23 protein-coding genes are annotated in these 24238 nt (G+C 70.4%); 11 read left to right on the top strand and 12 right to left on the bottom strand.

What is annotated here, in order from left to right; translation table 11 throughout:
- The first annotated feature begins 13 nt into the window (after positions 1-13).
- Positions 14-394: a helix-turn-helix domain-containing protein gene (locus OHO27_RS10785; RefSeq protein WP_030960654.1), complete on the top strand. Its 381-nt coding sequence runs from the start codon at positions 14-16 to the stop codon at positions 392-394.
- A gap of 321 nt (positions 395-715) precedes the next feature.
- Positions 716-991: a hypothetical protein gene (locus OHO27_RS10780; RefSeq protein WP_328422656.1), complete on the top strand. Its 276-nt coding sequence runs from the start codon at positions 716-718 to the stop codon at positions 989-991.
- Here the strand turns inward: OHO27_RS10780 and OHO27_RS10775 are convergent.
- The 3 genes from OHO27_RS10775 to OHO27_RS10765 all read right to left on the bottom strand — a co-directional run bounded on the left by OHO27_RS10775 (position 942) and on the right by OHO27_RS10765 (position 7849).
- A complete protein-coding gene (locus OHO27_RS10775; protein ID WP_328422654.1) occupies positions 942-1706 on the bottom strand; it encodes an SDR family NAD(P)-dependent oxidoreductase in 765 nt (254 codons plus the stop codon). The two genes, OHO27_RS10780 and OHO27_RS10775, sit on opposite strands and share 50 nt — an antisense overlap.
- A 32-nt stretch (positions 1707-1738) precedes the next feature.
- On the bottom strand, positions 1739-2632 hold the full coding sequence (locus OHO27_RS10770) for a DNA-formamidopyrimidine glycosylase family protein (protein WP_328422652.1): 894 nt from the start codon (positions 2630-2632) through the stop codon (positions 1739-1741).
- Positions 2633-2875: 243 nt separating this feature from the next.
- Positions 2876-7849 (bottom strand): ATP-dependent helicase, encoded by a 4974-nt coding sequence (locus tag OHO27_RS10765; protein ID WP_328422650.1) that lies wholly within the window; start codon positions 7847-7849, stop codon positions 2876-2878.
- A 238-nt stretch (positions 7850-8087) separates the two neighbouring features.
- On the opposite strand from OHO27_RS10765, the gene OHO27_RS10760 reads away from it, so the two are divergent.
- Genes OHO27_RS10760 through OHO27_RS10750 form a run of 3 tightly spaced genes read left to right on the top strand, consistent with a single transcriptional unit; the run spans position 8088 to position 9986 of the window.
- Positions 8088-8939 carry an AraC family transcriptional regulator gene (locus OHO27_RS10760; RefSeq protein ID WP_443059533.1) on the top strand — a complete coding sequence of 284 codons (852 nt, stop codon included), beginning with the start codon at positions 8088-8090 and terminating at the stop codon, positions 8937-8939.
- 10 nt (positions 8940-8949) lie between these two features.
- Positions 8950-9681 (top strand): AzlC family ABC transporter permease, encoded by a 732-nt coding sequence (locus OHO27_RS10755; RefSeq protein WP_328422647.1) that lies wholly within the window; start codon positions 8950-8952, stop codon positions 9679-9681.
- Positions 9678-9986 carry an AzlD domain-containing protein gene (locus tag OHO27_RS10750; protein ID WP_328422645.1) on the top strand — a complete coding sequence of 103 codons (309 nt, stop codon included), beginning with the start codon at positions 9678-9680 and terminating at the stop codon, positions 9984-9986. The genes OHO27_RS10755 and OHO27_RS10750 overlap by 4 nt, the downstream gene beginning before the upstream one ends.
- Before the next feature lie 6 nt (positions 9987-9992).
- Here OHO27_RS10750 and OHO27_RS10745 read toward each other — a convergent pair whose 3' ends face one another.
- Positions 9993-10844, bottom strand: coding sequence for a hypothetical protein (locus tag OHO27_RS10745; RefSeq protein WP_328422643.1), 852 nt, complete (start codon positions 10842-10844; stop codon positions 9993-9995).
- 172 nt (positions 10845-11016) lie between these two features.
- Between OHO27_RS10745 and OHO27_RS10740 the strand changes: the two genes are divergently transcribed.
- From OHO27_RS10740 to recX, 4 genes are all read left to right on the top strand, one after another.
- Positions 11017-11211, top strand: a complete 195-nt coding sequence (locus OHO27_RS10740; protein WP_328422641.1) for a DUF3046 domain-containing protein — start codon at positions 11017-11019, stop codon at positions 11209-11211.
- 60 nt (positions 11212-11271) lie between these two features.
- A complete protein-coding gene (locus tag OHO27_RS10735) occupies positions 11272-12549 on the top strand; it encodes an AI-2E family transporter (RefSeq protein ID WP_328422639.1) in 1278 nt (425 codons plus the stop codon).
- Positions 12550-12891: 342 nt separating this feature from the next.
- Positions 12892-14022: a recombinase RecA gene (recA, locus tag OHO27_RS10730; protein WP_328422637.1), complete on the top strand. Its 1131-nt coding sequence runs from the start codon at positions 12892-12894 to the stop codon at positions 14020-14022.
- A gap of 215 nt (positions 14023-14237) precedes the next feature.
- A complete protein-coding gene (gene recX / locus OHO27_RS10725; RefSeq protein ID WP_443059701.1) occupies positions 14238-14978 on the top strand; it encodes a recombination regulator RecX in 741 nt (246 codons plus the stop codon).
- 109 nt (positions 14979-15087) lie between these two features.
- Here recX and OHO27_RS10720 read toward each other — a convergent pair whose 3' ends face one another.
- The 8 genes from OHO27_RS10720 to OHO27_RS10685 all read right to left on the bottom strand — a co-directional run bounded on the left by OHO27_RS10720 (position 15088) and on the right by OHO27_RS10685 (position 21832).
- On the bottom strand, positions 15088-15522 hold the full coding sequence (locus OHO27_RS10720) for a rhodanese-like domain-containing protein (protein ID WP_328422633.1): 435 nt from the start codon (positions 15520-15522) through the stop codon (positions 15088-15090).
- 132 nt (positions 15523-15654) lie between these two features.
- Positions 15655-16227, bottom strand: a complete 573-nt coding sequence (locus OHO27_RS10715; RefSeq protein WP_328422631.1) for a cysteine dioxygenase — start codon at positions 16225-16227, stop codon at positions 15655-15657.
- Positions 16228-16317: 90 nt separating this feature from the next.
- On the bottom strand, positions 16318-16389 hold the full coding sequence (locus OHO27_RS10710) for a putative leader peptide (protein WP_309544753.1): 72 nt from the start codon (positions 16387-16389) through the stop codon (positions 16318-16320).
- Between the two features lie 153 nt (positions 16390-16542).
- Complete coding sequence (locus tag OHO27_RS10705; protein WP_328422629.1) at positions 16543-18234, bottom strand: FAD-dependent monooxygenase; 1692 nt, start codon at positions 18232-18234, stop codon at positions 16543-16545.
- A 177-nt stretch (positions 18235-18411) separates the two neighbouring features.
- A complete protein-coding gene (locus tag OHO27_RS10700) occupies positions 18412-19344 on the bottom strand; it encodes an amino acid ABC transporter permease (RefSeq protein WP_328422627.1) in 933 nt (310 codons plus the stop codon).
- Positions 19341-20015, bottom strand: a complete 675-nt coding sequence (locus tag OHO27_RS10695) for an amino acid ABC transporter permease (protein WP_328422625.1) — start codon at positions 20013-20015, stop codon at positions 19341-19343. Before OHO27_RS10695 ends, OHO27_RS10700 begins: the two co-directional genes overlap by 4 nt.
- 95 nt (positions 20016-20110) lie before the next feature.
- Positions 20111-20953, bottom strand: coding sequence for a glutamate ABC transporter substrate-binding protein (locus OHO27_RS10690; protein WP_328422623.1), 843 nt, complete (start codon positions 20951-20953; stop codon positions 20111-20113).
- Positions 20954-21055: 102 nt separating this feature from the next.
- Positions 21056-21832 (bottom strand): amino acid ABC transporter ATP-binding protein, encoded by a 777-nt coding sequence (locus tag OHO27_RS10685; protein WP_328422621.1) that lies wholly within the window; start codon positions 21830-21832, stop codon positions 21056-21058.
- Positions 21833-22120: 288 nt separating this feature from the next.
- Here OHO27_RS10685 and OHO27_RS10680 point away from each other — a divergent pair, with 288 nt between their 5' ends.
- Both OHO27_RS10680 and OHO27_RS10675 read left to right on the top strand, forming a co-directional pair.
- The gene (locus tag OHO27_RS10680; RefSeq protein WP_328422619.1) at positions 22121-22807 is read left to right on the top strand and encodes a response regulator transcription factor; all 687 of its coding nucleotides are present in this window, start codon (positions 22121-22123) and stop codon (positions 22805-22807) included.
- A gap of 9 nt (positions 22808-22816) precedes the next feature.
- A complete protein-coding gene (locus tag OHO27_RS10675; RefSeq protein WP_328422616.1) occupies positions 22817-24211 on the top strand; it encodes a sensor histidine kinase in 1395 nt (464 codons plus the stop codon).
- Positions 24212-24238 lie beyond the last annotated feature (27 nt).

Genomic DNA, 24238 nt, shown 5'->3' with positions numbered 1-24238 from the left:
GAGGGAGCCACCGATGATTCTGCTCCGTCGCCTGCTGGGTGACGTGCTGCGTCGGCAGCGCCAGCGCCAGGGCCGTACTCTGCGCGAAGTCTCCTCGTCCGCCCGAGTCTCGCTCGGCTATCTCTCCGAGGTGGAGCGGGGGCAGAAGGAGGCTTCCTCCGAGCTGCTTTCCGCGATCTGCGACGCGCTTGACGTACGGATGTCCGAGCTCATGCGGGAAGTGAGCGATGAGCTCGCCCTCGCCGAGCTGGCCCAGTCTGCTGCGGCCACTCCGAGCGAACCTGTACCCGCGTCGGTCCGCCCGATGCTGGGTTCCGTGTCGGTGACCGGTGTGCCACCGGAACGGGTGACCATCAAGGCGCCTTCCGAGGCCGTCGACGTGGTCGCCGCCTGACGGTGAGCACCGGGCGCGTGGACTGACCGTGCGCTGAGATGTGTGTGGGGCCCCGGCCGGGCCTTCTCCAGGAAGAGCTGGAGGAGTGCGGTCGGGGTTTCGTGCTGTCTGGGGACTCTTGTGCGGTGTGCGGGCGCCTGGCCAGGCCTTGTGGCGCCTAGCAGTGTCCGTTTGCCGGTGTGGTGCCCGGAGGCCATGGTGGAGGGTGTGATCGGCGCCTGACGCGCTGTGATGACGATGGCCCGCGCTGCATCCGTGTGCCGCCGGTGCGCCCTCCCGGCGGGTGAACGGGCGGCCTAGCCTCGGGCTGGAGGTGAGCGGATGGCACGGCCGATAGCGCGCTGGGGGGTGATCCTCGGGTTCGGGGCGCTGTGGTGGTGGGCCGTACTGCGGCTCGCGCTGGCGCCCGACGCGGGGGCGCTGGAGGGCGCTGTCTCCGCGGGAGGGTGGGGGCTGAGCCTGCTGCCGGTGCACTGTGTGCCGAAGGGACGGGCCGCGGGAGCCGTCGACTCACGGCGGTGGGCTCGGGCCTGGCAGGTGGGGCGGGCTACCACGGCATCGCCACACCGCCGTTCGGGCGCAGGATCTGCCCCGTAGTGAAGGACGAGGCGTCGGACGCCAGGTGCAGCACCGCGTGCGCGATGTCCTCCGCTTCGCCGACTCGGCCCAGCGGCGACATGCGGGCCATGAGCGCCTCGGTGTGTGTCTGGGCCGCGCTGTCGTGGCGGTCGGTCATCGGTGTGCGAATCCAGCCCGGGGCCACCGCGTTGACGCGGATGCCGTGCGGGCCCATCTCCGTCGCCAGCGTCTTGGTCAGCTGCACGACGGCCGCCTTGGCCGCGCCGTAGCAGAGCAGGCCCGGGCCGCCGGTGTCCACGGCGCCGGAGGCCATGGTGACGATGCTGCCTCTGATGCCCTGGGCGAGCATCGCGCGGGCCGCCTCCTGGCAGGCGTACAGCACTCCCTTGAAGTTGACGTTGAGCACCCGGTCGAGGTCCTCGTCGCTGGTCTCCAGAACCGGGCTGCTGTGCATGACCCCGGCGACCGCGGCCATCACGTCGAGTCGTTCGCAGGATGCGGTGGCCCGGCGGATCTGCTCGCGGTCGGTCACGTCGAGTTGATGGGTACGGGCGGTGCCGCCGCTCGATTTGATCAGGGTCGCCGTGTCGTGCAGGCCCTGTGCGTCACGGTCGGCGCAGTGCACGGTTGCGCCGGCCTCGGCGAGGAGGACGGCCGAGGCGCGGCCGATGCCGCTGGCTGCGCCGGTGACGAATGCGGTGCGTCCGGTGAGGTCGTACGCCTTGACGGCCATGCAAGGACGGTACGAGCGGATCTGACGGAACGTCAATTAGTGGTGCGGGGTGGAGTTCTGGGCCGGTCCGCAGAGAGGGCCCCTCGGGCGGTGCGGGGAGCCCTGCGCGCGGTGGCGGTGCTCGGGGCCGGGCCCGCCTGGCAGTTCGGACACCAGTAGGTGGGACGCTCGCGTGAGCCGTCGCCCTGGTCGGCCGCACGGATGGGGGTGCCGCAGCGCAGACAGGGGCGCTTCGCACGGCCGTACACGAAGAGGTCCTGGCCCCGGCGGCCCGTCGTACTGCGGATCGGGCGGTCGCGGTTGGCTTCCAGGAGCTTCTTGGCGAGTACGGGCAGTTGGGCCGCGTGCTCGGTCGGGAGTGCGCCGACGGGGAGCCACGGAGTGACTCGGAGCAGGAAGCACAGCTCGCTCTTGTAGACATTGCCGATACCGGCGAGGTTGCGCTGGTCCAGCAGGGCTTCGCCGAGGGGGCGGGCTGGGTCGGCCAGGAGGTTGGCGAGGGCGCGGTCAGGTGCCCAGTCCGGGCCCAGGAGGTCGGGGCCGAGGTGGCCCACTGCTCGGTCTTCCCCGGTGGTGCGCAAGAGGTCGAGGACTGGGAGGCGGTAGCCGACGGCCGTGCGGCCGGGGCGGGCGTCGGCGGCGGCGAGGATCACACGGATCTGGTGGGAGGGACCGCCCGTCCAGCGCTCCTGGTCGGCGAACACCTTCCAGGAACCTTCCATCCCGAGGTGCGTGTGGACCGTCAGGCCGCCCTCCACACGGGTGAGGAGGTGTTTGCCGCGCGGGATGACGTCCAGGACGCGACGGCCCGTGAGGTCGACCGTGGCGTACTTCGGTACCCGGAAGTCGCTGACGGTCAGCATCTCGCCCGCGAGGGCTGAGTGCAGCCGCTTCGCTGTCTGCCAGACCGTGTCTCCTTCGGGCATGGGTCAAGGGTGGCATGGGGCGGGGGTGTGCGGGGTGGGGCGGATCGCGGGTTCGGTGGGGCTGCTGGGGGTGGGGGATGAGGCTGGCACTGGTGGTTCCGGCCAGGGATAGGGCTCGGGCTCGGGTCGGTGGCTCGGCATCGGGTGGGCGGCGCCGAGCCGCCAGACGACCGCCGCCAGACGACCGCCGACCGCCGGCCAGAGGCCTTCGGATGTCGGCCGCCGGTCGTCTGGCGGCTCGGTTCAGGCGCGCAGGCGTAGGCCTCGGGGTGTTGCGATGAAGCCCGCTCCTTCCAGGAGGGTGCCTATGGGGGAGGTCAGGGCCGCGGCGCCGTTCACGCGCTCCACCGTGACAGTGCCGAGGGAGCCCGCGCGGGCGGCTGCTGCGAGAGTCTCTGCTGCCGTGTGCAGGCGGGGGTCGTCGGTGGGCTCGGTGTCCGGGGCCGAGGGCCAGGCCAGCAGGGTCTTGCCGCCGCGCTCCATGTAAAGGGTCAGCTCGCCGTCGACCAGTACGACGAGGGAGCCCGCCTTGCGACCCGGCTTGTGCCCGGCGCCGGTCGGAGGCTCGGGCCAGGCGAGGGCGGCGCCGTACGCGTTCGCCGGGTCGGCGGCGGCGAGGACGACCGCCCGGGTGTCGGCGGCGGGGCGGCGGCGGGCGGCGGAGCCGGGGCGGCCGGGGCCGGAGCCGGGGCCGAATGGGGTGCCGCCGTTGTGCCACGCGGGGCCTTGTGGGGTGCGGCGGTCGTTCTGGGAGGCGAGATCGCGGGGCGAGACGTAGTCGCCCGGACCGAGGTGGGCGTCCAGGAAGTCGTGGTCGAGGTCGGGGATGTCGTACGCGGGCGTGCCGTCGGGGTTGTCGCCCTGGGCGGTGCCAGGGGTGCCGAAGCCGTCGAGGGCGCCGTGCGAGTCAGGTCCGCCGTAGCCAGTGGGGGCGCCGTCGGTGTCGGGAGTGATGGGGCCGGGCAGGGCCTCGCCGCGTTCGCGGGCGTTGTCGACCGCGCGCAGGCGGTCCACCGCGCCGTCCATGGCGAACTGCGCGGCGCCGAGTCCCTCGACCACATAGCCTCGCCGCGCCTGGCCGCTCTCCTCGAAGGCGGACAGGATGCGGTACGTCGCCGAGAAACCGCCCTCGACGCCCTCGGCAGCGACCGCTCCCCGGGTCACCACGCCGTGCCGGTCGAGTAGTGCGCGGGCCAGGGCATGGGCCCGCACGGTGGGGTCCGGCTCGTGGCCCGGGAGCAGGGACCAGCGGCCGGCAACGGTTGGCGGGCCGGTTCGGGACGCGGGGCGGACGGCGGATGTGAGGGAGCCGTAGCGTCCGCGTGGGACGGTGCGCTTGGCGCGGTGGGCCGTGGAGCCCGCGGTGCGGCCCGAGCCCAGCAGGGAACGCATGGGTGCGAGCGTGTCGTTCGTCAGGCGGCCCGACCAGGCCAGCTCCCAGAGGGCGTCGGCGAGTTGGGGGTCGGTGACGTCGGGGTGCGTGGTGGCGCGGACCTGGTCGGTGATCTGGCGGAAGAACAGGCCGTAGCCGCCGGACAGGGCGTCCTGGACGGACTGGTGCAGTGCCGTCAGCTCCAGGGGGTGCGGCTGCGGCAGGAGCAAGGGGGCTGCGTCCGCCATGTAGAGGGACACCCAGCCGTCCTTGCCGGGGAGTGAGCCCGCTCCGGCCCAGACGACCTCACCGGCGGCGGTGAGTTCGTCGAGCATCGCGGGGGTGTAGTTCGCGACGCGGGACGGCAGGACGAGCTTCTCCAGGGCGGACGCGGGCACGGACGCGCCCTGCAACTGCTCGATGGCGCGGACCAGTCCGTCGATGCCGCGCAGCCCGTGGCCCTTGCCGATGTGCTGCCACTGCGGCAGGAACTGCGCGAGCGCGGCCGGTGGCACCGGCTCCAGTTCATGGCGCAGGGCCGCGAGGGAGCGGCGGCGCAGGCGGCGCAGGACCGTGGCGTCGCACCACTCCTGGCCGATGCCTGCCGGGTGGAACTCGCCCTGGACGACCCGTCCACTTGCCGCCAGCCGCTGGAGGGCGCCGTCGGTGATCGCCGCGCCCAGGCCGAAGCGGGCCGCCGCTGTGGCCGACGTGAACGGGCCGTGGGTGCGGGCATAGCGGGCGAGGAGGTCGCCGAGCGGGTCCTTGACCGGCTCGGTGAAGGCCTCGGGGACGCCGACCGGCAGGGCTGTGCCGAGCGCGTCGCGCAGGCGGCCCGAGTCCTCGATCGCCGCCCAGTGGTCCGTGCCGGCGATGCGGACCTTGATGGCGCGGCGGCCGCCGGCCAGCTCCTGGGCCCAGTGCGGCTCGGCGCCGCGCTCGACCAGTTCGGCGTCCGTGAGCGGGCCGAGGAGGCGAAGGACGTCCGCCACGCCTTCGACGTCCTTGACGCGGCGGTCCTCGGTGAGCCACTGGAGTTCTTGTTCCAGCTCGGTCAGTACCTCGGCGTCGAGCAGTTCCCGCAGCTCGGCCTGGCCGAGCAACTCGGCCAGCAGACGCGAGTCCAGCGACAGGGCGGCAGCGCGGCGCTCGGCGAGCGGGGAGTCTCCCTCATACAGGAACTGGGCGACGTACCCGAAGAGGAGGGAGCGGGCGAACGGGGACGGCTCAGGGGTGGTGACCTCGACGAGGCGTACCTTGCGGGCTTCGAGGTCGCCCATCAGCTCGGTGAGGCCGGGGACGTCGAAGACGTCCTGGAGGCATTCGCGGACCGCCTCCAGCACGATCGGGAACGAGCCGAACTCGCTGGCGACCTCGAGCAGTTGCGCGGCGCGCTGGCGCTGCTGCCACAGCGGGGTGCGCTTACCGGGGCTGCGGCGCGGCAGCAGCAGCGCGCGGGCGGCGCACTCGCGGAAGCGGGACGCGAACAGCGCCGAGCCGCCGACCTGGTCGGTGACGATCTGATCGACGTCGCCCTTGTCGAAGACGACGTCCGCCGCGCCGAGGGGCGCCTGGTCGGCGTCGTACTCAGTGCCGGCCTTCCTCGGCTCCTGGTCCAGCAGGTCCAGGCCCATGAGGTCGGCGTCGGGCAGGCGCAGCACGATGCCGTCGTCGGCGTGCATGACCTGCGCGTCCATGCCGTACCGCTCGGAGAGCTTCGCGCCCAGGGCGAGGGCCCATGGGGCGTGGACCTGCGCGCCGAAGGGGGAGTGCACGACGACGCGCCAGTCGCCGAGCTCGTCGCGGAAGCGCTCGACGACGATCGTGCGGTCGTCCGGGATGTGGCCGCAGGCCTCGCGTTGCTCGTCCAGGTAGGACAGGACGTTGTCGGCCGCCCAGGCGTCCAGGCCTGCGGTGAGGAGGCGCAGGCGTGCGTCCTCCTTGGGCAGCGAGCCGACCTCGCGCAGGAACGCGCCCACCGCGCGGCCCAGTTCGAGGGGGCGGCCCAACTGGTCGCCCTTCCAGAAGGGGAGGCGCCCCGGTACGCCCGGGGCGGGGGAGACCAGGACGCGGTCGCGGGTGATGTCCTCGATGCGCCAGGAGCTCGTACCGAGCGTGAAGACGTCCCCGACGCGGGACTCGTAGACCATCTCCTCGTCCAGCTCGCCGACCCGGCCGCCGCCCTTCTTCGGGTCCGCTCCGGCGAGGAAGACACCGAACAGGCCGCGGTCCGGGATGGTGCCTCCGGAGGTGACCGCGAGGCGCTGCGCGCCGGGGCGGCCGGTGATCGTGCCGGCGACCCGGTCCCAGACCACGCGCGGGCGGAGCTCGGCGAAGGCGTCGGACGGGTAGCGGCCGGCGAGCATGTCGAGGACCGCGGTGAAAGCGGATTCGGGGAGGGACGCGAAGGGGGCGGCTCGGCGGACCATGGCGAGGAGGTCGTCGACCTGCCAGGTGTCCATCGCCGTCATGGCGACGAGTTGCTGGGCGAGGACGTCCAGAGGGTTGGCCGGGACCTTCAGGGACTCGATGGACCCGGTGCGCATCCGTTCGGTGACCACGGCTGCCTGGACGAGGTCGCCGCGGTACTTCGGGAAGACCACACCGGTGGAGACGGCGCCGACCTGGTGTCCTGCGCGGCCCACGCGCTGGAGTCCGGAGGCCACGGAGGGCGGTGACTCGACCTGGACGACGAGGTCGACTGCGCCCATGTCGATGCCCAGTTCGAGGCTGGACGTGGCTACGACCGCGGGGAGGCGGCCTGCCTTGAGGTCCTCCTCGACCAAGGCGCGCTGCTCCTTGGAGACCGAGCCGTGGTGGGCGCGGGCGATGACCGGGGGCGCGCCCTGGGCCGCGCCCGAGCCGCCCATGAGCTCTGCCGGGGCGTGGTGCTCGTCGAGGGGTTCGCCGGTGGCCCGCTCGTAGGCGATCTCGTTGAGGCGGTTGCACAGGCGTTCCGCCAGGCGACGGGAGTTGGCGAAGACGATCGTGGAGCGGTGGGCCTGGACCAGGTCGGTGATCCGCTCCTCCACGTGGGGCCAGATCGAGGGGCGTTCCGCGCCTTCGGAGCCGTCGGCGACCGGGGAGCCGCCCAACTCGCCGAGGTCCTCGACGGGGACCACGACCGAGAGGTCGAACTCCTTGCCCGACTTCGGCTGGACGATCTCCACCTTGCGGCGCGGGGAGAGGTAGCGGGCGATCTCGTCGACCGGGCGGACGGTCGCGGAGAGGCCGATGCGGCGGGCCGGCTTCGGGAGCAGCTCGTCCAGGCGCTCCAGGGTGAGCGCGAGGTGGGCGCCGCGCTTGGTGCCCGCCACCGCGTGGACCTCGTCCAGGATCACCGTCTCGATGCCGGTCAGGGCGTCGCGTGTCGCTGACGTCAGCATCAGGAAGAGGGATTCGGGGGTGGTGATGAGGATGTCCGGGGGGCGGGTCGACAGGGCTCGGCGTTCTGCGGCGGGGGTGTCGCCGGAGCGGATGCCGACCTTTACCTCGGGCTCGGGGAGGCCCAGGCGGACGGATTCCTGGCGGATGCCGGTGAGGGGGCTGCGGAGGTTGCGCTCGACGTCGACCGCCAGGGCCTTTAGGGGCGAGACGTAGAGGACCCGGCAGCGCTTCTTGGGGTCGGCCGGTGGGGGTGTGGCGGCGAGCTGGTCCAGGGCGGCGAGGAAAGCGGCCAGGGTTTTGCCGGAGCCGGTGGGGGCTACGACCAGCACGTCCGAGCCCTCGTGGATGGCCTGCCACGCGCCTGCCTGGGCTGCCGTGGGCGCGGAGAATGCGCCCGTGAACCAGCCTCGGGTGGCGGGGGAGAAGCCGGCTAGGGCCTCGTGCGGGTTGCTGACCATGCGTCCATCCTGCACCCGGGGACTGACAATGGGGCTGAGCTGGGGAAATGTGCTCGGGGTGGGGGTGGTGGTGCGTCTATGCCTCCGGTGGGGGCGGGATGCCTGCGACGGCCGGTCAAATCTCCGGTGGGGGTTCGCGTGGCGCCTGCGGCCGGTGGGTGGGGCGGGGCCGTACGCGAGTGCTGGGCCGTGGGGGTGCGCCGGTTGGAGGTGCCTTGCCGTCGCGGAGAATGGAGGTATGGCAGGTTCGGGTGAGCGGGCGCGGCATTGGCAGTACGCCGACCTGCCCGGTGTTGATCTGCTGCGGGCTCGGTATGTGCGGAAGACGTTTGTGCGGCATACCCATGAGAACTTTGTGATCGCCGCCATCGCCGATGGTGTGGAGGTCTTCCACTGTCGGGGTGCTGATCAGTACGCGGGGGCCGGTGCGCTTGCGTTGGTCAATCCGGATACGCCGCATACCGGGCGGGCCGGGGTTCCTGAGGGGTGGCAGTACGGGGCCGTCTATCCGTCGCCCGAGGTGGTGGCCGAGATAGCGGGGGAGACCACTGCTATTCGGGGGACGCCGGGGTTTGTCAGGCCGGTGCTCGATGATGCGTATGCCGTGGGGTTGGTTCATCAGGTGTTGCGGGCTGCGGATGAGGGGAACGCGCTGGCCGCCGATACGTTGCTTCGCGTGGCTGTGACCCGGCTGCTGCGGTTGAACGGTGGGGCCCTTCCGCAGCGGGAGGTGCGGACTGCGGGGGCCCGGGTCGCTGTACGCGCGCGTGAGGTGCTTGAGGGACGGATGGCTGAGCCGCCCAGTCTGGAGAGGCTGGCTGTCGATCTCGGTACCGGTCCGTTTGCCTTGCTGCGGGCGTTTCGGGATCTGTACGGGATGCCGCCGCATACGTGGCTGACCGATGCGCGGGTGCGGCGGGCACGGCGGATGCTGGATGCGGGGGTCTCGCCGGCGGAGGCGGCCGTTGCTGTGGGGTTCACCGATCAGCCGCATCTGAATCGGCACTTCAGCCGGATCGTCGGCGTTCCACCGGGGGCCTATCAGCGGGAGCGCAAGAACGTACAAGACGTGTGGCAGGGGCTGTCCTAGCGTCGCGGGTGTGGCAGAACAGAAAGCTCTTGAAGACCTTCGTGTCGACGAAGGCAAGCCCGACGGGGTAGTTGTCCGGGACGCCCTGGGCGTGGGGGTTGCCGTCGGGTTGTCCGGGTTCGCCTTTGGGGTGACGTCGGCAGGGAGTGGGCTCACGCTCTTGCAGACCTGTGCGCTCAGCCTGCTGGTGTTCACGGGAGCCTCGCAGTTCGCGCTGGTCGGGGCGCTTGCTGCCGGGGGTGGTCCGTGGACCGCGGCCGCGGGTGCGTTCTTCCTTGGCGTGCGTAATGCCTTCTATGGGCTGCGGTTGTCGCAGTTGCTCAGCCTCACGCGCGCGGTGCGGCCGTTCGCCGCGCAGTGGGTGATCGACGAGACGGCGGCAGTCGCGCTGGCGCAGCCGACTCGGCGCAGTGCGCGGATCGGGTTCGTGGTGACGGGGCTCAGCCTGTACGTGCTGTGGAACCTCACCACGTTCCTCGGTGGGCTCGGCGCGGAGGCCATGGGGGACACCGATGCCTGGGGGCTGGATGCGGCCGGGCCTGCTGTCTTTCTGGCTTTGCTCGCGCCGATGCTGAAGTCCGCGACCGAGCGGGCTGTCGCCGGACTGGCTGTGGTGCTGGGTCTCGGGCTGTTGCCGGTTCTGCCTGCAGGCGTGCCTGTGCTGATTGCCGCCCTTGCGGCGCCGGTCGTGGTGTGGGCGCAGGGGCGGCGTCGGGGAGACGTGCGGGAGGGGGAGCTGTGAACACCTGGATCGCGATCGGTGTCACCGCCCTTGGCTGCTACGGCGTCAAGCTCATCGGGCTGCTCGTGCCCGCGGGTGCTCTGGAGAGGCCCCTCGTACGGCGGCTTGCCGCCCTGTTGCCCGTCGCCCTCCTTGCCGCCCTCACGGCGCAGCAGACGTTCGGTGACGGTCAGGCGCTGGTACTGGACGCGAGGGTGGCCGGAGTCGCTGCGGCTGCCGTGGCGCTCGTCCTGCGGGCTCCGTTCCTGCTTGTCGTCGCGGCGGCTGTGCTGGTGACGGCAGGGGTACGCGCGATGGGTGGGTGAGGTTCGTCAGCCGATGTGGCGGCCGTACGCCCTGAGCGTGCGCAGTGCCTCCATCGTCACCATGGGACGGGCCTCGGAGGCGACGCTCGTCGCCCACTGACGCCAATGGATCGGCCAGCCGCCGTCCTCCTGCTGCTCGTCGGCGAGGTGGTCGAGGGAGCGGCTCATCTCGTCGTCCGTGAACCACGCGCGCGCGAAGGAGCGCGGTGTCCGCGCGTAGTCGTGCGGGAAATGGTGCTCGCCGGGGGCGTAGCCGAGGGAGGGCGGGTAAGCGTCGAGGTTGTCCGGCTCCAGTGCCGCAAGGCGCTGCTCGCGCACGAGGCGGCCCAAACGGTCGGCGGCCGCCTCCGCGCGCGGACGGTCGGGAACGAAGTCCAGGAAGGCCACGGCGGCCTCGATCTCGTACGGATGGGACTTCTCCAGGGACTCGACCGCCTGCCAGCAGAAGTCCGTGGCCCGGAACAGCCAGGCGTGCCACACCTCATTGCGGTGCAGCAGTCCGACGACCGGTCCGGTGGCCAGGAGCGAGCTGGGAGCGTCGTCCACGATCGGCATGAAGGGTGCGGCGGGGTAGCCGCGCTGGCTGGGATGGATCGCCGGGAGGGCGCCGTCCGGCGTGGAGACCGAGGTGAGGTAGCGGCAGACGCGATCCACGCGCTGTCCGCCGCAGCGCTCGATGGCGTCCAGGATGTGCAGGGCGTGACCGGTGTGCAGCGGCTGGCTGACCGGGCCGCGCAGATCGGGCTCCAGCGCGTGGCCGTACCCGCCGTCCTCGTTGCGGTAGGCGTCCAGCGCGGTCTCCACCGGGTCGGCGGCACCGTTCAGGAAGTGGTACGCGAAGAGACGCTGCTCGAGCACGCGCGCGCTGAGCCAGACGAACTGCTCGGCGCGGAAGAGCGGGGAGCGCGTCGAGTGCGTCGGGGGAGTGCGGAAGCTCCTGTTTCGGGCATGCGTCAGACCGTAGGACGGAAAGCGGTCTCGACAAGTGGTCCCGGCGCAGGCCCACTCTCAGGGGCGGGATACTGGACGCATGCGGTTGACGGTCTTCTGGGAGCGGATGGCGGATCACTTCGGTCCGGGCTACGCCGACACCTTCGCGCGCGACCACGTGATGACGGAGCTCGGCGGGTGCACGGTGCAAGAGGCGCTGAACGCCGGCTGGGAGGCGAAGGACGTGTGGCGTGTGGTGTGTGCCGTCATGAACGTTCCGGGTGAGAAGCGCTGACCGGTCACGAAGATCGCAGGACCGAAGCCGTTTGTCGGTGGCGTGGGCGACACTTGCTGGGTGGCACGCACTGACGAGACCGGGCAGCTCGCCGGGCACGGATCCCCGTTCGGCACGACGCCGCCCACCCCGCCACCGGGCGAGGGCGACGCCGGGCCGGACGCGCGCATGCCTCGTTGGCTACCGCGCGCCATGGTGCTCGCGCTGGCGCTCGTCGGCGCGTTCCAGCTGGGCAGCTGGGCATTTCACCAGCTCACCGGGCTGTTGATCAACGTCCTCATCGCGTTCTTCCTGGCTCTTGCCATCGAGCCCGCAGTGAGCTGGATGGCCGCGCGCGGCATGCGACGGGGACTGGCCACCGGCATCGTCTTCCTCGCCGTGATCATCGTGTCCGCCGGGTTCGTGACACTGCTGGGATCCATGCTCGCGGGCCAGATCATCAAGATCGTCGAGGACTTGCCGAGCTACCTCGACTCCGTCATCAACTGGATCAACGCGCACTTCAACACCGAGCTGCGCCGCGTGGACGTCCAGGAGGGCCTGCTCCGTTCCGACTGGCTGCGCAACTACGTGCAGAACAGCGCCACCGGCGTCCTGGCCGTGTCCGCCCAGGTCCTTGGCGGTCTCTTCCAGCTGCTGACGATCACGCTGTTCTCGTTCTACTTCGCCGCGGACGGCCCGCGACTGCGCCGCGCGCTGTGCTCCGTACTGCCGCCCGCCAGGCAGGCCGAGGTGCTGCGCGCATGGGAGATCGCTGTCACCAAGACCGGCGGCTACCTGTACTCGCGCGGCCTGATGGCGCTCATCTCCGGCATCGCCCACTACATCCTGCTGGCGAGCCTGGACGTGCCGTACGCGCCAGTGCTCGCCGTGTGGGTCGGCCTTGTCTCGCAGTTCATCCCCACCATCGGCACGTATCTCGCGGGTGCCCTGCCCATGCTGATCGCCTTCACGGTCGATCCCTGGTACGCGCTGTGGGTGCTGATCTTCGTCGTGATCTACCAGCAGTTCGAGAACTACGTGCTGCAGCCCAAGCTGACCTCGAAGACCGTCGACATCCACCCGGCGGTCGCCTTCGGTTCGGTCGTCGCGGGCACCGCCCTCCTCGGCGCGGTGGGCGCGCTGATCGCTATCCCGGCGATCGCCACGCTGCAGGCGTTCCTGGGGGCGTATGTGAAGCGGTACGACGTCACCGACGACCCCCGAGTGCACGGGCACCACTGGGGACGGGGAGCGGGGCGGGGCCTGGTCGCCCGCGCGCGTGCGCTGTGGGCCCCGCGGCCGGGAGCGGCCGAGCCAGGGTCGAAGACGGAGGACCCAGGCGGGAACTCCTCCTGAGGGTCAGCCGACGCCCGGCGTGGCAGGCAGGAACAGGGGGCAGTGTCGCCGTGACGGCGGGCGGGCTATCCACCCGAGGAGCGGGCTGTCGGCCGGGAACCCGGGGCGGTGTCAGGCCGCGGACGTAGTCTCGTAGGTGCCGTGTGGTGCGCTTGACACTAAAATCGAACATCCATTCTCATGGAGATGCCGACGAGGCGCTCGGCGGGCATTTAGCCACGGTTTGGATGGAGAAGTTCCCGAGTTATCCACAGGCCGGACGGGCGTCGGGGCCCATTGTCAGTGGCAGGCGTTAGCGTCTTTGACGTGAAGCGATCGACTCAAGCAAACCGGGTGGAACCCATGGCAGGTACCGACCGCGAGAAGGCCCTGGACGCCGCGCTCGCACAGATTGAACGGCAATTCGGCAAGGGCGCGGTCATGCGCCTGGGCGAGCGGCCGAACGAGCCCATCGAGGTCATCCCCACCGGGTCGACCGCGCTCGACGTCGCCCTCGGCGTCGGCGGCCTGCCACGCGGCCGCGTGGTGGAGGTGTACGGACCGGAGTCCTCCGGTAAGACCACGCTGACCCTGCACGCGGTGGCGAACGCTCAGAAGGCGGGCGGCCAGGTCGCCTTCGTGGACGCGGAGCACGCCCTCGACCCCGAGTACGCGAAGAAGCTCGGCGTCGACATCGACAACCTGATCCTCTCCCAGCCGGACAACGGCGAGCAGGCGCTGGAGATCGTGGACATGCTGGTCCGCTCCGGTGCCCTCGACCTGATCGTCATCGACTCCGTCGCCGCGCTCGTCCCGCGCGCGGAGATCGAGGGCGAGATGGGCGACAGCCACGTCGGTCTGCAGGCCCGTCTGATGAGCCAGGCGCTGCGGAAGATCACCAGCGCGCTCAACCAGTCGAAGACCACCGCGATCTTCATCAACCAGCTCCGCGAGAAGATCGGCGTGATGTTCGGCTCGCCGGAGACCACGACGGGTGGCCGGGCGCTGAAGTTCTACGCCTCGGTGCGGCTCGACATCCGTCGCATCGAGACCCTGAAGGACGGCACCGATGCGGTCGGCAACCGCACTCGCGTCAAGGTCGTCAAGAACAAGGTCGCGCCGCCCTTCAAGCAGGCCGAGTTCGACATCCTCTACGGCCAGGGCATCAGCCGCGAGGGCGGCCTGATCGACATGGGCGTGGAGAACGGCTTCGTCCGCAAGGCCGGCGCCTGGTACACGTACGAGGGCGACCAGCTCGGCCAGGGCAAGGAGAACGCGCGTAATTTCCTGAAGGACAACCCCGACCTGGCCAACGAGATCGAGAAGAAGATCAAGGAGAAGCTGGGCGTCGGCGTGCGGCCCGAGGAGCCGGCTGCCGAGCCGGGCGCGGACGCTGCGGTCGCCGCCGCCGCTCCGGACGACGCTGCGAAGACGGTGCCCGCTCCGGCGGTGGCCAAGACGGCCAAGACCAAGGCCGCGGCAGCCAAGAGCTGATCCGTACGGTGGCTGATTCAAAAGCGTGGCGAACCGATCGGGCCGAGTCCGCCCACCTCGATGTTCCGCATGAGCGGGGGAGGGGCGGCGGCCACGGGGGAGACGTGGACCGGGGTAGCTACGACGGAGAAACCGCTCGGGGCGGTTACGGGGGATACGGCAGCGCGGCGTCGTACGGCACGGAGGGGCCGTCCGACGACGGGCCGAGCAAGGGCATCCCGGGCGGTGGTGACTGGCCGGGCGAAGGCATCCAGGGCGGCGGCGAGCGGATGCAGGGCGGTCCGACGGACGGCGGTGGACACTCCGGCGGCGGCTCGCGCCGGGGTGGCCGCAGGATGCGCGGTGAGGGCGGCGCAGCCGGGGGGCGGGGGCGCCGTCGGCGCGGCTTCGGGGAGTCGCCCGGTGAAGACGGAGGCGCCCCCTCCTTGTCGAGGGCCGAGAAGGGGGACCTCCCGGCGGACCCGGTGGAGCAGGCGCGGGCGATCTGCCTACGCCTGCTCACCGGGACCCCGCGGACACGGAAGCAACTCGCGGACGCACTCCGCAAGCGGGAGATCCCGGACGAAGCCGCCGAGGAGGTGCTGTCGAGGTTCGAGGAGGTCGGCCTCATCAACGACAGTGCGTTCGCGGATGCCTGGGTGGAGTCCCGGCACCACGGCCGAGGTCTCGCCCGCCGCGCACTCGCGCAGGAACTGCGCACCAAGGGCGTCGACTCCACACTGATCGACGCTGCCGTCTCCCAGCTCGACTCCGAGCAGGAAGAGACGACCGCACGCGAACTCGTCGCCCGCAAGCTGCGCTCCACGCGCGGCCTCGACCGCGACAAGCGTCTGCGCCGCCTCGCGGGCATGCTCGCCCGCAAGGGCTATCCCGAGGGCATGGCCCTACGGGTGGTCCGCCAGGCGCTGGAAGAGGAGGGCGAGGACACGGAGTTCCTCGAGAGCGAGGGATTCTGACCCCGGTAGGGGTCCCGGAAGTGGGCGTGGCCTCGCGACCGCGGGATTCCGGCGCCGGACACGGTGGACGCGCGGGGGCGCCCATCGCGTTCGGGCCGGGATCGCCGGCCTAGGCGTCCGCCCCCACCCCCGATGTCACCGCAAGCCCAGCCGCCCGCCATGCCTGGAACCCGCCGACCAGGTCGGTGGCCCGGCTCAGCCCCAGCCGCCGCAGCGACTCGGCCGCCAGGCTGGACGCGTAGCCCTCGTTGCAGATCACCACGACCCGCAGGTTGTGACCGGTGGCCTCGGGAGCGCGGTGGCTGCCCTGCGGGTCGAGCCGCCACTCCAGTTCGTTGCGCTCGACGACGAGGGCGCCCGGGATCAGACCGTCCCGCTCTCGCAGGGCCGCGTACCGGATGTCGACCAGCAGAGCCTCGCTTCCCTGAGCGGCTTCGTACGCATCCCGAGGCTCCATCCGCTCGTAGCCCGCGCGCACCCGCTCCAGCAACTCGTCGATGCCGACGGGCCGTTCGTCCACGCCGCGTCCCACCACGTCACCCATGCCTGTCTCCCACTCGCCCCCGCCGCCCGGGCAACTCGCTCACGCACCCCAAAGCACTCGCCTTCAACTCACCGCTGCCAACCTGCCGTTCACTCGAACTGTGCAGCACAGGTTCGCCTCCGGCCACCCCGCTCACTGCCAGTCCTCCGGGCGCTCCACCTGCTCCAGGCGCAGGATCGGCCCGCTGCGGCTGAAGCGGCGGATCTGCGGCAGGGGCGGGTAGTAGGCGTGAACGGAGATCGCGTGCCGGTCGGGGGACTCGTTGAGCACCTCGTGCACGTGGTGGTGGCCGAAGGAGCGGCCTTTTCCGGCGGGCAGGCGCCGTTGCCGGTCCACGTCGTCCGTCAGTTCCAGTGTTTTCCAGCCGTCGGCGGGCAGCCGGACAGCGAGCGAGTTCTCCTTGAGCTCACCGGCCGCCGTCACGAAGGCGCCGGCCGAGTCGGCGTGATCGTGCCAGCCGGTGCCCGTCCCGGGCGGCCAGCCGATCAACCAGGCCTCACTGCCGCCAGGGCCCTCAAGCCGTACCCAGGTACGGCCCTCGGGATCGAGCGGGAGCGAGGCGACCAGCTCGGTGTCGGCGGCCGTTCGCCGTACGAAGTCGAGAAGGTCCGCCTGCGTCGGCGCGGAGAACGGCGCGGGCTTCGGCCTGGCGCCGGGCTCGGACGCGGCGACGGCGGTGGGGGAGGCGGCAGAGGGTAGGGACACGGGCACCGTCCTGAAGAGGGTTCGCGAAGAGCGCGCGACAGCACAGGCGACAGAGTCAGGAGTGGCGCGCGCGGGAAAGGGGATGCGAGTTCAGCAGGACGGGCGACACACGCAGCCCGCATAGCGGACGAGGTCCATATGGACCCTCCGCCACAGGCGCACACAGGTGTCGGTCACGATCCGGAGTACACCACGCCGGTGCGGACCGGTCAACTCACTGTCACTATGCGGACCGCACAGTGACAGTGAGTGCTGCTTTCCGGTTCAGTGAAGGCCGGTTCCCTACGACAGGGTCAGCGCGAGTTCTCTTCGACGTCAGCGCGAGCCGGCCGCAGCCCCGGCCTCCGCCGCCGTCTGTGTGGGCCCCGCCTCCGCAGTCCCGGCCTGTGCCGGTGCCTGTGCCTGTGCGTGTGCTTTGGCCGGTCCGCCCAGCGCCGCCTCGGCTGCCGCGTACAGATCGGTCGGCCGCACTCCGCTCAAGGCGGTCACCAGATGGCCGTCGGGCCGCACCAGCAGTACCGAATGCGCGGCTGCCCCCGGATAGGCCTCCGCGACCAGCAACTCGGCTCGGTACGGCAGTGCTGTCACCGCGGCCGCCAGCCGAGGCATGATCCCGGCGGTGGCCCAGTGCTTGCGCTCCCAGACGCCCGTGCCCGGCGCGATCAGCAGCACCAGCAGCGCGCCACGCCCGAGCCGGTCGCGCAGCTGCACGAAGGAGCCGTCCTCCGCCGTGACCCGCACGTCCACGACCGGCGCACCGCGCGGCGTGTCCACCGGGACCTCGCCCTCCAGGGGCCCGGGCGCTAGCGGCGACTCGGCGTACGTCCCCAGCGCACCGATCGCTCCGTGCCCCAGGTGGCCGTCCATCAGCAGCGCGTCATGACCCCGGGCGGAGCCGGGGACGTAGGCACGCAGCCCACCGCCGCCGCGCAGCAGCGGCAGCGCTTGGTCCGCGGCGCGCAGCCGGGCGGCGACGACGGCGCGCCGCTCCGCCTGGTAGCTGTCGAGCAGCGCCTCGTGCGGCCCGTGGTGCCAGGCCGGTGCCAGCTTCCAGGCGAGGTTGTCGGCGTCCCGCAGCCCCTCGTCGAGCCCGTGCGTGCCGAGCGTGCCGAGGCAGTGCGCCGCGTCCCCGGCGAGAAACACACGACCCACCCGCCAGCGGCGGGCCAGCCGGTGGTGGACCGTGTGAACCCCGGTGTCGAGGAGCTCGTACGGCGGTGTCGGCCCACCGGTCCAGCCGGCGAGCGTCTCCCGGATGCGAGCCACCAGCAGCTCGGGTGTGACCAGGTCCTTGCCCGGCGGCAGCAGCCAGTCCAGGCGCCACACCCCGTCCGCGAGCGGTCGTCCGGTGACCTCCCCGGCCGAAGGTCCGGACATCCGCCACGGCGGCATCCGATGGAGCAACGCCTGACCGTCCCAGGGAAGTTCCGCGCGCAGCGCGGCCACGGCGTGTCGCTCCACCGCCGTACGGCCGGGAAAGCGGATGTCCTGGAGTTTGCGCACGGTCGAGCGCGGGCCGTCGCAGCCGACCAGGTAACTGCCCCGCCACCAGGTGCCCTTGGGGCCGCGCGTGTGGGCGGTGACACCCGATGGTTCCTGCTCGACGGCGTCCAGGCGGCTGTCAACGGCGACCTTGACGAGCGGTTCGCCCACGAGGGCCGCGCGCAGGGCGCCGGTCAGCACGTGCTGGGCGATGTGCAGGGGGGCGGGATTCGTGACGCCCTCGGGCTCGTCCGCCGCGTCGCCGAACGTGACCTCGCGCATCACCTGCTTGCGCCTCATTGCCCGCCATCCGGCCCAGCGGGCCCCGGCCTCGGCGACAGGCACACCCGTCAGGCGCTCCATGAGGGCGGCGGTGTCCTCGCGCAGGACGACGGTGCGCGCGAGGCGGGGTTCGTCCTTGCCCGGCCCCTCGTCGAGGACGACGGACGGCACCTCCTGACGGGCCAGCGCCAGGGCGAGCGTGAGCCCCACGGGCCCCGCTCCGACGATGATCACCGGGTCCACGGCGCAGCGCCCCCTGCCCGCAGCGGTGTCCCGAGGGACGCAAGTGAACAGAAAGTTGGAGCAGGGTGCACGATCACAGAACGTATGCAACCCATTGCCGGTGCTTGCGTCAAGTGACGGAGGGCAGTGGCGATCATGCCACTGCCCTCCGTGCTGTTCGTGCTATTTGATTGTTCGTCAGGTATAGGTCCTGCCGCCCGGGAGGCCGCCGCCTTCGGCGCCGGTCCCGAAGGAGCCGCCGACCGCCGCCGGGTTGAGCTCCTCCATGTCCTCAGCACTGAGGACCGCGCCCGTGCTCTTCTTGCTGCGCCGCAGCCTCTTCTCCAGCCAGCTCGCGAAGCTGGTGAGGATGAAGTTGAGGACGATGTAGATGATCGCCACCACGACGAAGCTGGGAATGGCGTTGCCGTAGTTGGCCGCCAGGGTGCCGCGCGCGTTGAGCAGCTCGGTGAACCCGATCATCACGCCGCCCAGCGCGGTGTCCTTCACGATGACCACGAGCTGGCTGACGATGGCCGGCAGCATGGCGGTGACGGCCTGCGGCAGCAGGATGGTCCGCATCGTCTGATTCTTGCGCAGGCCGATCGCCATCGCGGCCTCGGACTGCCCCTTGGGCAGGGAGAGGATGCCGGCCTTCACGATCTCGGCGAGGACGGACGCGTTGTAGAGCACCAGGCCGGTGACGACCGCGTAGATCGGCCGCTCCTCAGTCGTGACGTTCGTCCAGCGGTCGTAGAACTCGTTCGCGAACAGCATCAGCAGCAGGACCGGGATCGCCCGGAAGAACTCGACCACCCAGGCGGCCGGAAGCCGTACCCACCGGTGGTCGGACATGCGTGCGATACCGAAGAAGGCGCCCAGCGGAAGGGCGATCACCATGGAAAGTGCCGCTGCCTTCAGCGTGTTGGCGAGTCCCGGCAGCAGATATGTCGTCCAGGCGTTGGACTCCGTGAACGGCTTCCACAGGGCCCACTCCAGCTGACCCTTTCCGTCCATGGCGTCCCAGACGAACCACACGAGCAGGGCGAGCAGGGCGAAGAAGACCACCGAGATGACCACATTGCGCCGTTTGGCGCGAGGGCCCGGGGCGTCGTAGAGAACGGAACTCATCGCTTCACCGCCAGTCGCTTGCTCAGCCAGCCGAGGAAGAGGCCGGTGGGCAGGGTCAGTACCACGAAACCGAAGGCGAAGACCGCGCCGATGAGCAGCGTCTGGGCCTCGTTCTCGATCATTGCCTTCATCAGGTAGGCGGCTTCGGCCACACCGATCGCGGCCGCCACCGTGGTGTTCTTGGTGAGAGCGATCAACACGTTGGCCAACGGGCCGATGACCGAGCGGAAGGCCTGCGGCAGGATGATGAGCCGGAGGGTCTGAGTGAACGTCAGCCCGATGGCACGGGCCGCCTCGGCCTGGCCGAGCGGCACGGTGTTGATGCCGGAACGGATCGCCTCGCAGACGAAGGCCGCGGTGTAGCCGACGAGACCGAGGATCGCCAGGCGGAAGCCCTGGACCTTGAAGTCGGTGGCGCCCAACGTCACGCCGAAGACATCGGCGAGGCCGAGCGAGGTGAAGATGATGATGACCGTCAGCGGGATGTTTCGGACGATATTCACATAGGCCGTGCCGAACCCACGCATGAGTGGGACTGGGCTGACTCGCATCGCGGCCAACAGAGTGCCCCAGATCAGGGAACCGAGGCCGGAGACGGCGGTGAGTTTCACCGTCATCCAGAAGGCACCCAACAGGGTTGGGTCGTCATAGTTAGAAAGAAAGTCGAACACGATCTCCCGCGCTTCCGGGTGGGTGGCGTTTGTGGATAGCGCGACGCGCCGCGCCCTGATCGCGGTGGACGGCGGCGCGCCGGTCAGGCACTGCGCTACTCGACGATGACGCCGATCTTCGGCGCGGGCTCGTTCTTGTAGTTGGCCGGACCGAGGTTGTCGGCGACCGCCTTGTCCCAGGCCTTCGAGCTGACCATCTTCTCGAGGGCGGCGTTGACCTTGTTCACGGTTTCGGTGTCACCCTTCTTCACACCGATGCCGTAGTTCTCGTTGCTCAGCTTGAGGCCGGCGAGCTTGAACTTGCCCTTGTACTGCTCCTGCGCGGCGTAACCGGCGAGGATCGAGTCGTCCGTGGTCAGGGCGTCCACGGTGCCACTCTGCAGCGAGGAGATGCACTCCGAGTAGGTGCTGTTCTCCTTCAGGTTGGCCTTCGGGGCGAAGTCCTTCTTGACGTTCTGCGCCGAGGTCGAGCCGACCACCGAGCACAGGTTCTCGCCGTTGAGGTCGGTGGCCTCGGTGATCTTCGAGTCGGACTTGACCAGCAGGTCCTGGTGGGCCAGCAGGTACGGGCCGGCGAAGTCGACCTTCTGCTTGCGCTCGTCGGTGATCGAGTAGGTGGCCGCGATGAGCTTCACGTCGCCACGGGCGAGCGCGTTCTCACGGTCGGCGCTCTTCGTCTCGACGAAGTCGATCTGGTCGGGCTCGTAGCCGAGCTCCTTCGCCACGTACGTGGCGACGTCGACGTCGAAGCCGGAGAAGGAACCGTCGGGCTCCTTCAGGCCGAGACCCGGCTGGTCGTACTTAATGCCGATCTTGATCTTGTCGCCGCCCCCGGAACCCGACCCGCTGTCGCTGTCGCCGTCACCACCACAAGCGGTGGCGGTCAGAGCGAGGACGACGGCAGCGGCGGCCGCGGCGGAGGCCTTGCGGAGCTTCATGGTGAACATCCTTTGCGTGATGAAGAGATGCGTGCCGTCAGGTGCGGCGGTTGACGCAGGTCGTCGGCTGCGTGACGCAGTCCGTCAGTGGGGCGGGATCCGTCAGTGATGCAGGATCTTGGACAGGAAGTCCTTGGCGCGGTCGCTGCGCGGGTTGCTGAAGAACTGGTCCGGCACAGCTTCTTCGACGATCTTGCCGTCTGCCATGAACACCACTCGGTTGGCGGCCGAACGGGCGAAGCCCATCTCATGGGTGACGACGATCATGGTCATGCCGTCCCGGGCGAGCTGCTGCATGACCTCCAGGACCTCGTTGATCATCTCCGGGTCGAGAGCCGACGTCGGCTCGTCGAAGAGCATGACCTTGGGGTCCATGGCCAACGCTCGGGCGATGGCCACACGCTGCTGCTGGCCGCCGGAGAGCTGGGCAGGGTACTTGTCCGCCTGGCTGGCCACACCCACCCGGTCGAGCAGGGCGCGGGCCTTGTCCTCGGCGGCCTTCTTGTCCGTCTTGCGGACCTTGATCTGTCCCAGCATCACGTTCTCGAGCACGGTCTTGTGCGCGAAAAGGTTGAAGGACTGGAAGACCATTCCGACGTCGGCGCGCAGCTTGGCAAGCGCCTTGCCCTCAGCGGGCAGCGGCTTGCCGTCGATGGCGATCGCGCCGGAGTCGATCGTCTCGAGGCGGTTGATGGTGCGGCACAGGGTGGACTTCCCGGACCCGGAGGGTCCGATGACCACGACGACCTCACCGCGGGCGATCGTCAGGTCGATGTCCTGGAGCACGTGCAACGCGCCAAAGTGCTTGTTCACGTTCTTCAGGACGACCAGGTCGCCGGTCGCGGCCGCATCTTCCTTGGCCACCGATACTTCGGTCATCGCTCTCAGGCTCCGTCCTCCTCGGTTTCGGAGGACAGTAGTAACCGTATCCGACCTGCGTCATTAGTTCTGAGGTGAATCTGAGCATCACGATCCGATAGCAATCGGACACGTGTCGTAGCACTTGCGACCTGGGCGCGTACCGGCTGGATAACGGAAGCCGCGAGCAACCGGAACCCACTTGACGGCGTCATCGTCCATCAGCGTGACTTCCTTGGTGCACTCGCGCGCGTGCACGCACTGTTTACCTGTCCGAATCGTACGTCCGATGAACCGAAGGAGGCCGGGATGAGACTGCTCCTCGTCGAGGACGACAACCACGTCGCCGCCGCGCTGTCCGCGGTCCTGGCACGTCACGGTTTCGACGTCACGCACGCGCGTAGCGGCGAGGAGGCCCTCCAGGCGCTCGTCCCCGAGGGCAACGGCTTCGGCGTCGTCCTCCTCGACCTCGGCCTGCCCGACCAGGACGGTTACGAGGTCTGCGGCAAGATCCGCAAGCGCACCAGCACCCCGGTGATCATGGTCACCGCGCGCTCGGACGTCCGTTCGCGTATTCATGGCCTCAACCTCGGTGCCGACGACTATGTGGTGAAGCCGTACGACACCGGAGAGCTGCTCGCCCGGATCCACGCCGTCAGCCGGCGCACCGTTCCGGAGGACACCGGGACGGGCGGCGACGGCGTACTGCGCATGGGCGCCGTACACATCGAACTGAACACCCGCCAGGTCAGCGTCGACGGTTCGGTAATCCAACTGACCCGCAAGGAGTTCGATCTGCTGGCCCTGCTCGCCCAGCGCCCCGGCGTGGTCTTCCGGCGGGAGCAGATCATCAGTGAGGTGTGGCGCACGAGTTGGGAGGGGACCGGGCGCACTCTTGAGGTGCATGTGGCGTCCCTGCGCGCCAAGCTGCGCATGCCGGCGCTGATCGAGACCGTACGCGGCGTCGGCTACCGACTCGTCGCCCCGGCCTCGTAGCGGGCAAGGGTGCGCACTCGTCTTCTCCCGCTGCTCATCATCCTTATGGCGGCCGTCCTGCTCGCCCTCGGCGTACCGCTCGCCGTCAGCCTCGCCGCGGCCCAGCAGCAGAAGCTGGTCGTCGACCGCATCGACGACACCGCGTACTTCGCGGCCATCGCACGGCCTGCCGCGGATACCGCCACCTCCGAGTCCCGAGACGAGCTGCGCATCCTCAGCCGGGAACTCGAGAGCTACTACGAGGTCTACGGCATCCGGGCCGGTGTCTTCCTGCCCAACGACACACCCCTGGCCAACGGGCCGACGACCTGGTTCCTGCCCGAGGTCGGCGAGGAGCGCGACGCCTTCGAGGAGTCGCTGCTGAGCCGGCGCAGCCACGACCCCAAGCAGGTGTGGCCCTGGCAGCGCAACCGGCTCGTCATCGCCTCACCGGTCATCCGGGACGGTGACGTCGTCGCGGTCGTGGTCACCGACTCGCCCACCGGCCAGATGCGTTCGCGGATCCTGCACGGCTGGCTGATCATCGGCGCGGGCTTGACGGCCGCGATGCTGGTGGCCGTCGGGGCCGCCCTCAGGCTGACCGGCTGGGTGCTCAGGCCGGTGCGTGTACTGGACGTGACCACGCACGAGATCGCGAGCGGCCGCCTGAAGTCCCGTGTCGCGGTCGCCAGTGGTCCGCCGGAACTCCGGCGGCTGGCCCGGTCGTTCAACGAGATGGCGGACAACGTCGAGGACGTGCTGGAGCAGCAGCGCGCCTTCGTCGCCGACGCCTCGCACCAGCTGCGCAACCCGCTCGCGGCGCTGCTGCTGCGGATCGAACTGCTCGCTTTCGAGCTACCGGAGGGCAATCAGGAGATCGCTTCGGTGCAGGCCGAGGGCAAGCGCCTGGCGCAGGTCCTGGACGACCTGCTCGACCTGGCCCTCGCCGAGCACACCGCCGCCGACCTCCGGCTGACCGACGTCGGTGCGCTGGCCGCCGAGCGCGTCGCAGCCTGGGCGCCGACCGCGGAGGCCAAGGGCGTTCGGCTGGTGGGGACCTGCCCGCCCACCACCGCCTGGGCCGACCCGGTGGCGCTGTCCAGCGCGCTGGACGCGGTGATCGACAACGCGGTCAAGTTCACGCCCAAGGACGAGCGCGTCGATGTGACCGTCACCGCCGACGGCAATACGTCCACGATCGAGGTGACCGACAACGGCCCCGGCCTCACCGACGAGGAACTCGCCCGCGTCGGCGACCGCTTCTGGCGCAGCGGACGGCACCAGAACATCAAGGGCTCAGGCCTGGGCCTGTCGATCTCGCGGGCGCTGCTCGCGGCGGGCGGCGGCTCGATCTCGTACGGACGTCATGAGCCGCACGGGCTGCGGGTGACGGTGGCGGTACCCCGGTCGGGGCCGACGCCTTAACGGGGCTGACCGGGTCCGGTGCCTCAG

This window comes from Streptomyces sp. NBC_00443 (assembly GCF_036014175.1).
Classification (GTDB): domain Bacteria; phylum Actinomycetota; class Actinomycetes; order Streptomycetales; family Streptomycetaceae; genus Streptomyces.
Note: the sequence above shows the minus strand (reverse complement) of the source record. Positions and strands in the feature narration are given on the sequence as shown.

Bases quoted from the DNA above. Each gene is read 5' to 3' on its own strand.
- OHO27_RS10690 (WP_328422623.1), bottom strand. From the start codon at position 20,953: ATGAAGCTCCGCAAGGCCTCCGCCGCGGCCGCCGCTGCCGTCGTCCTC.
- OHO27_RS10685 (WP_328422621.1), bottom strand. From the start codon at position 21,832: ATGACCGAAGTATCGGTGGCCAAGGAAGATGCGGCCGCGACCGGCGAC.
- OHO27_RS10720 (WP_328422633.1), bottom strand. From the start codon at position 15,522: ATGGGTGACGTGGTGGGACGCGGCGTGGACGAACGGCCCGTCGGCATC.
- OHO27_RS10680 (WP_328422619.1), top strand. From the start codon at position 22,121: ATGAGACTGCTCCTCGTCGAGGACGACAACCACGTCGCCGCCGCGCTG.
- OHO27_RS10760 (WP_443059533.1), top strand. From the start codon at position 8,088: ATGGCAGGTTCGGGTGAGCGGGCGCGGCATTGGCAGTACGCCGACCTG.
- OHO27_RS10785 (WP_030960654.1), top strand. From the start codon at position 14: ATGATTCTGCTCCGTCGCCTGCTGGGTGACGTGCTGCGTCGGCAGCGC.
- OHO27_RS10700 (WP_328422627.1), bottom strand. From the start codon at position 19,344: ATGAGTTCCGTTCTCTACGACGCCCCGGGCCCTCGCGCCAAACGGCGC.
- OHO27_RS10765 (WP_328422650.1), bottom strand. From the start codon at position 7,849: ATGGTCAGCAACCCGCACGAGGCCCTAGCCGGCTTCTCCCCCGCCACC.
- recA (WP_328422637.1), top strand. From the start codon at position 12,892: ATGGCAGGTACCGACCGCGAGAAGGCCCTGGACGCCGCGCTCGCACAG.
- OHO27_RS10740 (WP_328422641.1), top strand. From the start codon at position 11,017: ATGCGGTTGACGGTCTTCTGGGAGCGGATGGCGGATCACTTCGGTCCG.
- OHO27_RS10770 (WP_328422652.1), bottom strand. From the start codon at position 2,632: ATGCCCGAAGGAGACACGGTCTGGCAGACAGCGAAGCGGCTGCACTCA.
- OHO27_RS10780 (WP_328422656.1), top strand. From the start codon at position 716: ATGGCACGGCCGATAGCGCGCTGGGGGGTGATCCTCGGGTTCGGGGCG.
- OHO27_RS10775 (WP_328422654.1), bottom strand. From the start codon at position 1,706: ATGGCCGTCAAGGCGTACGACCTCACCGGACGCACCGCATTCGTCACC.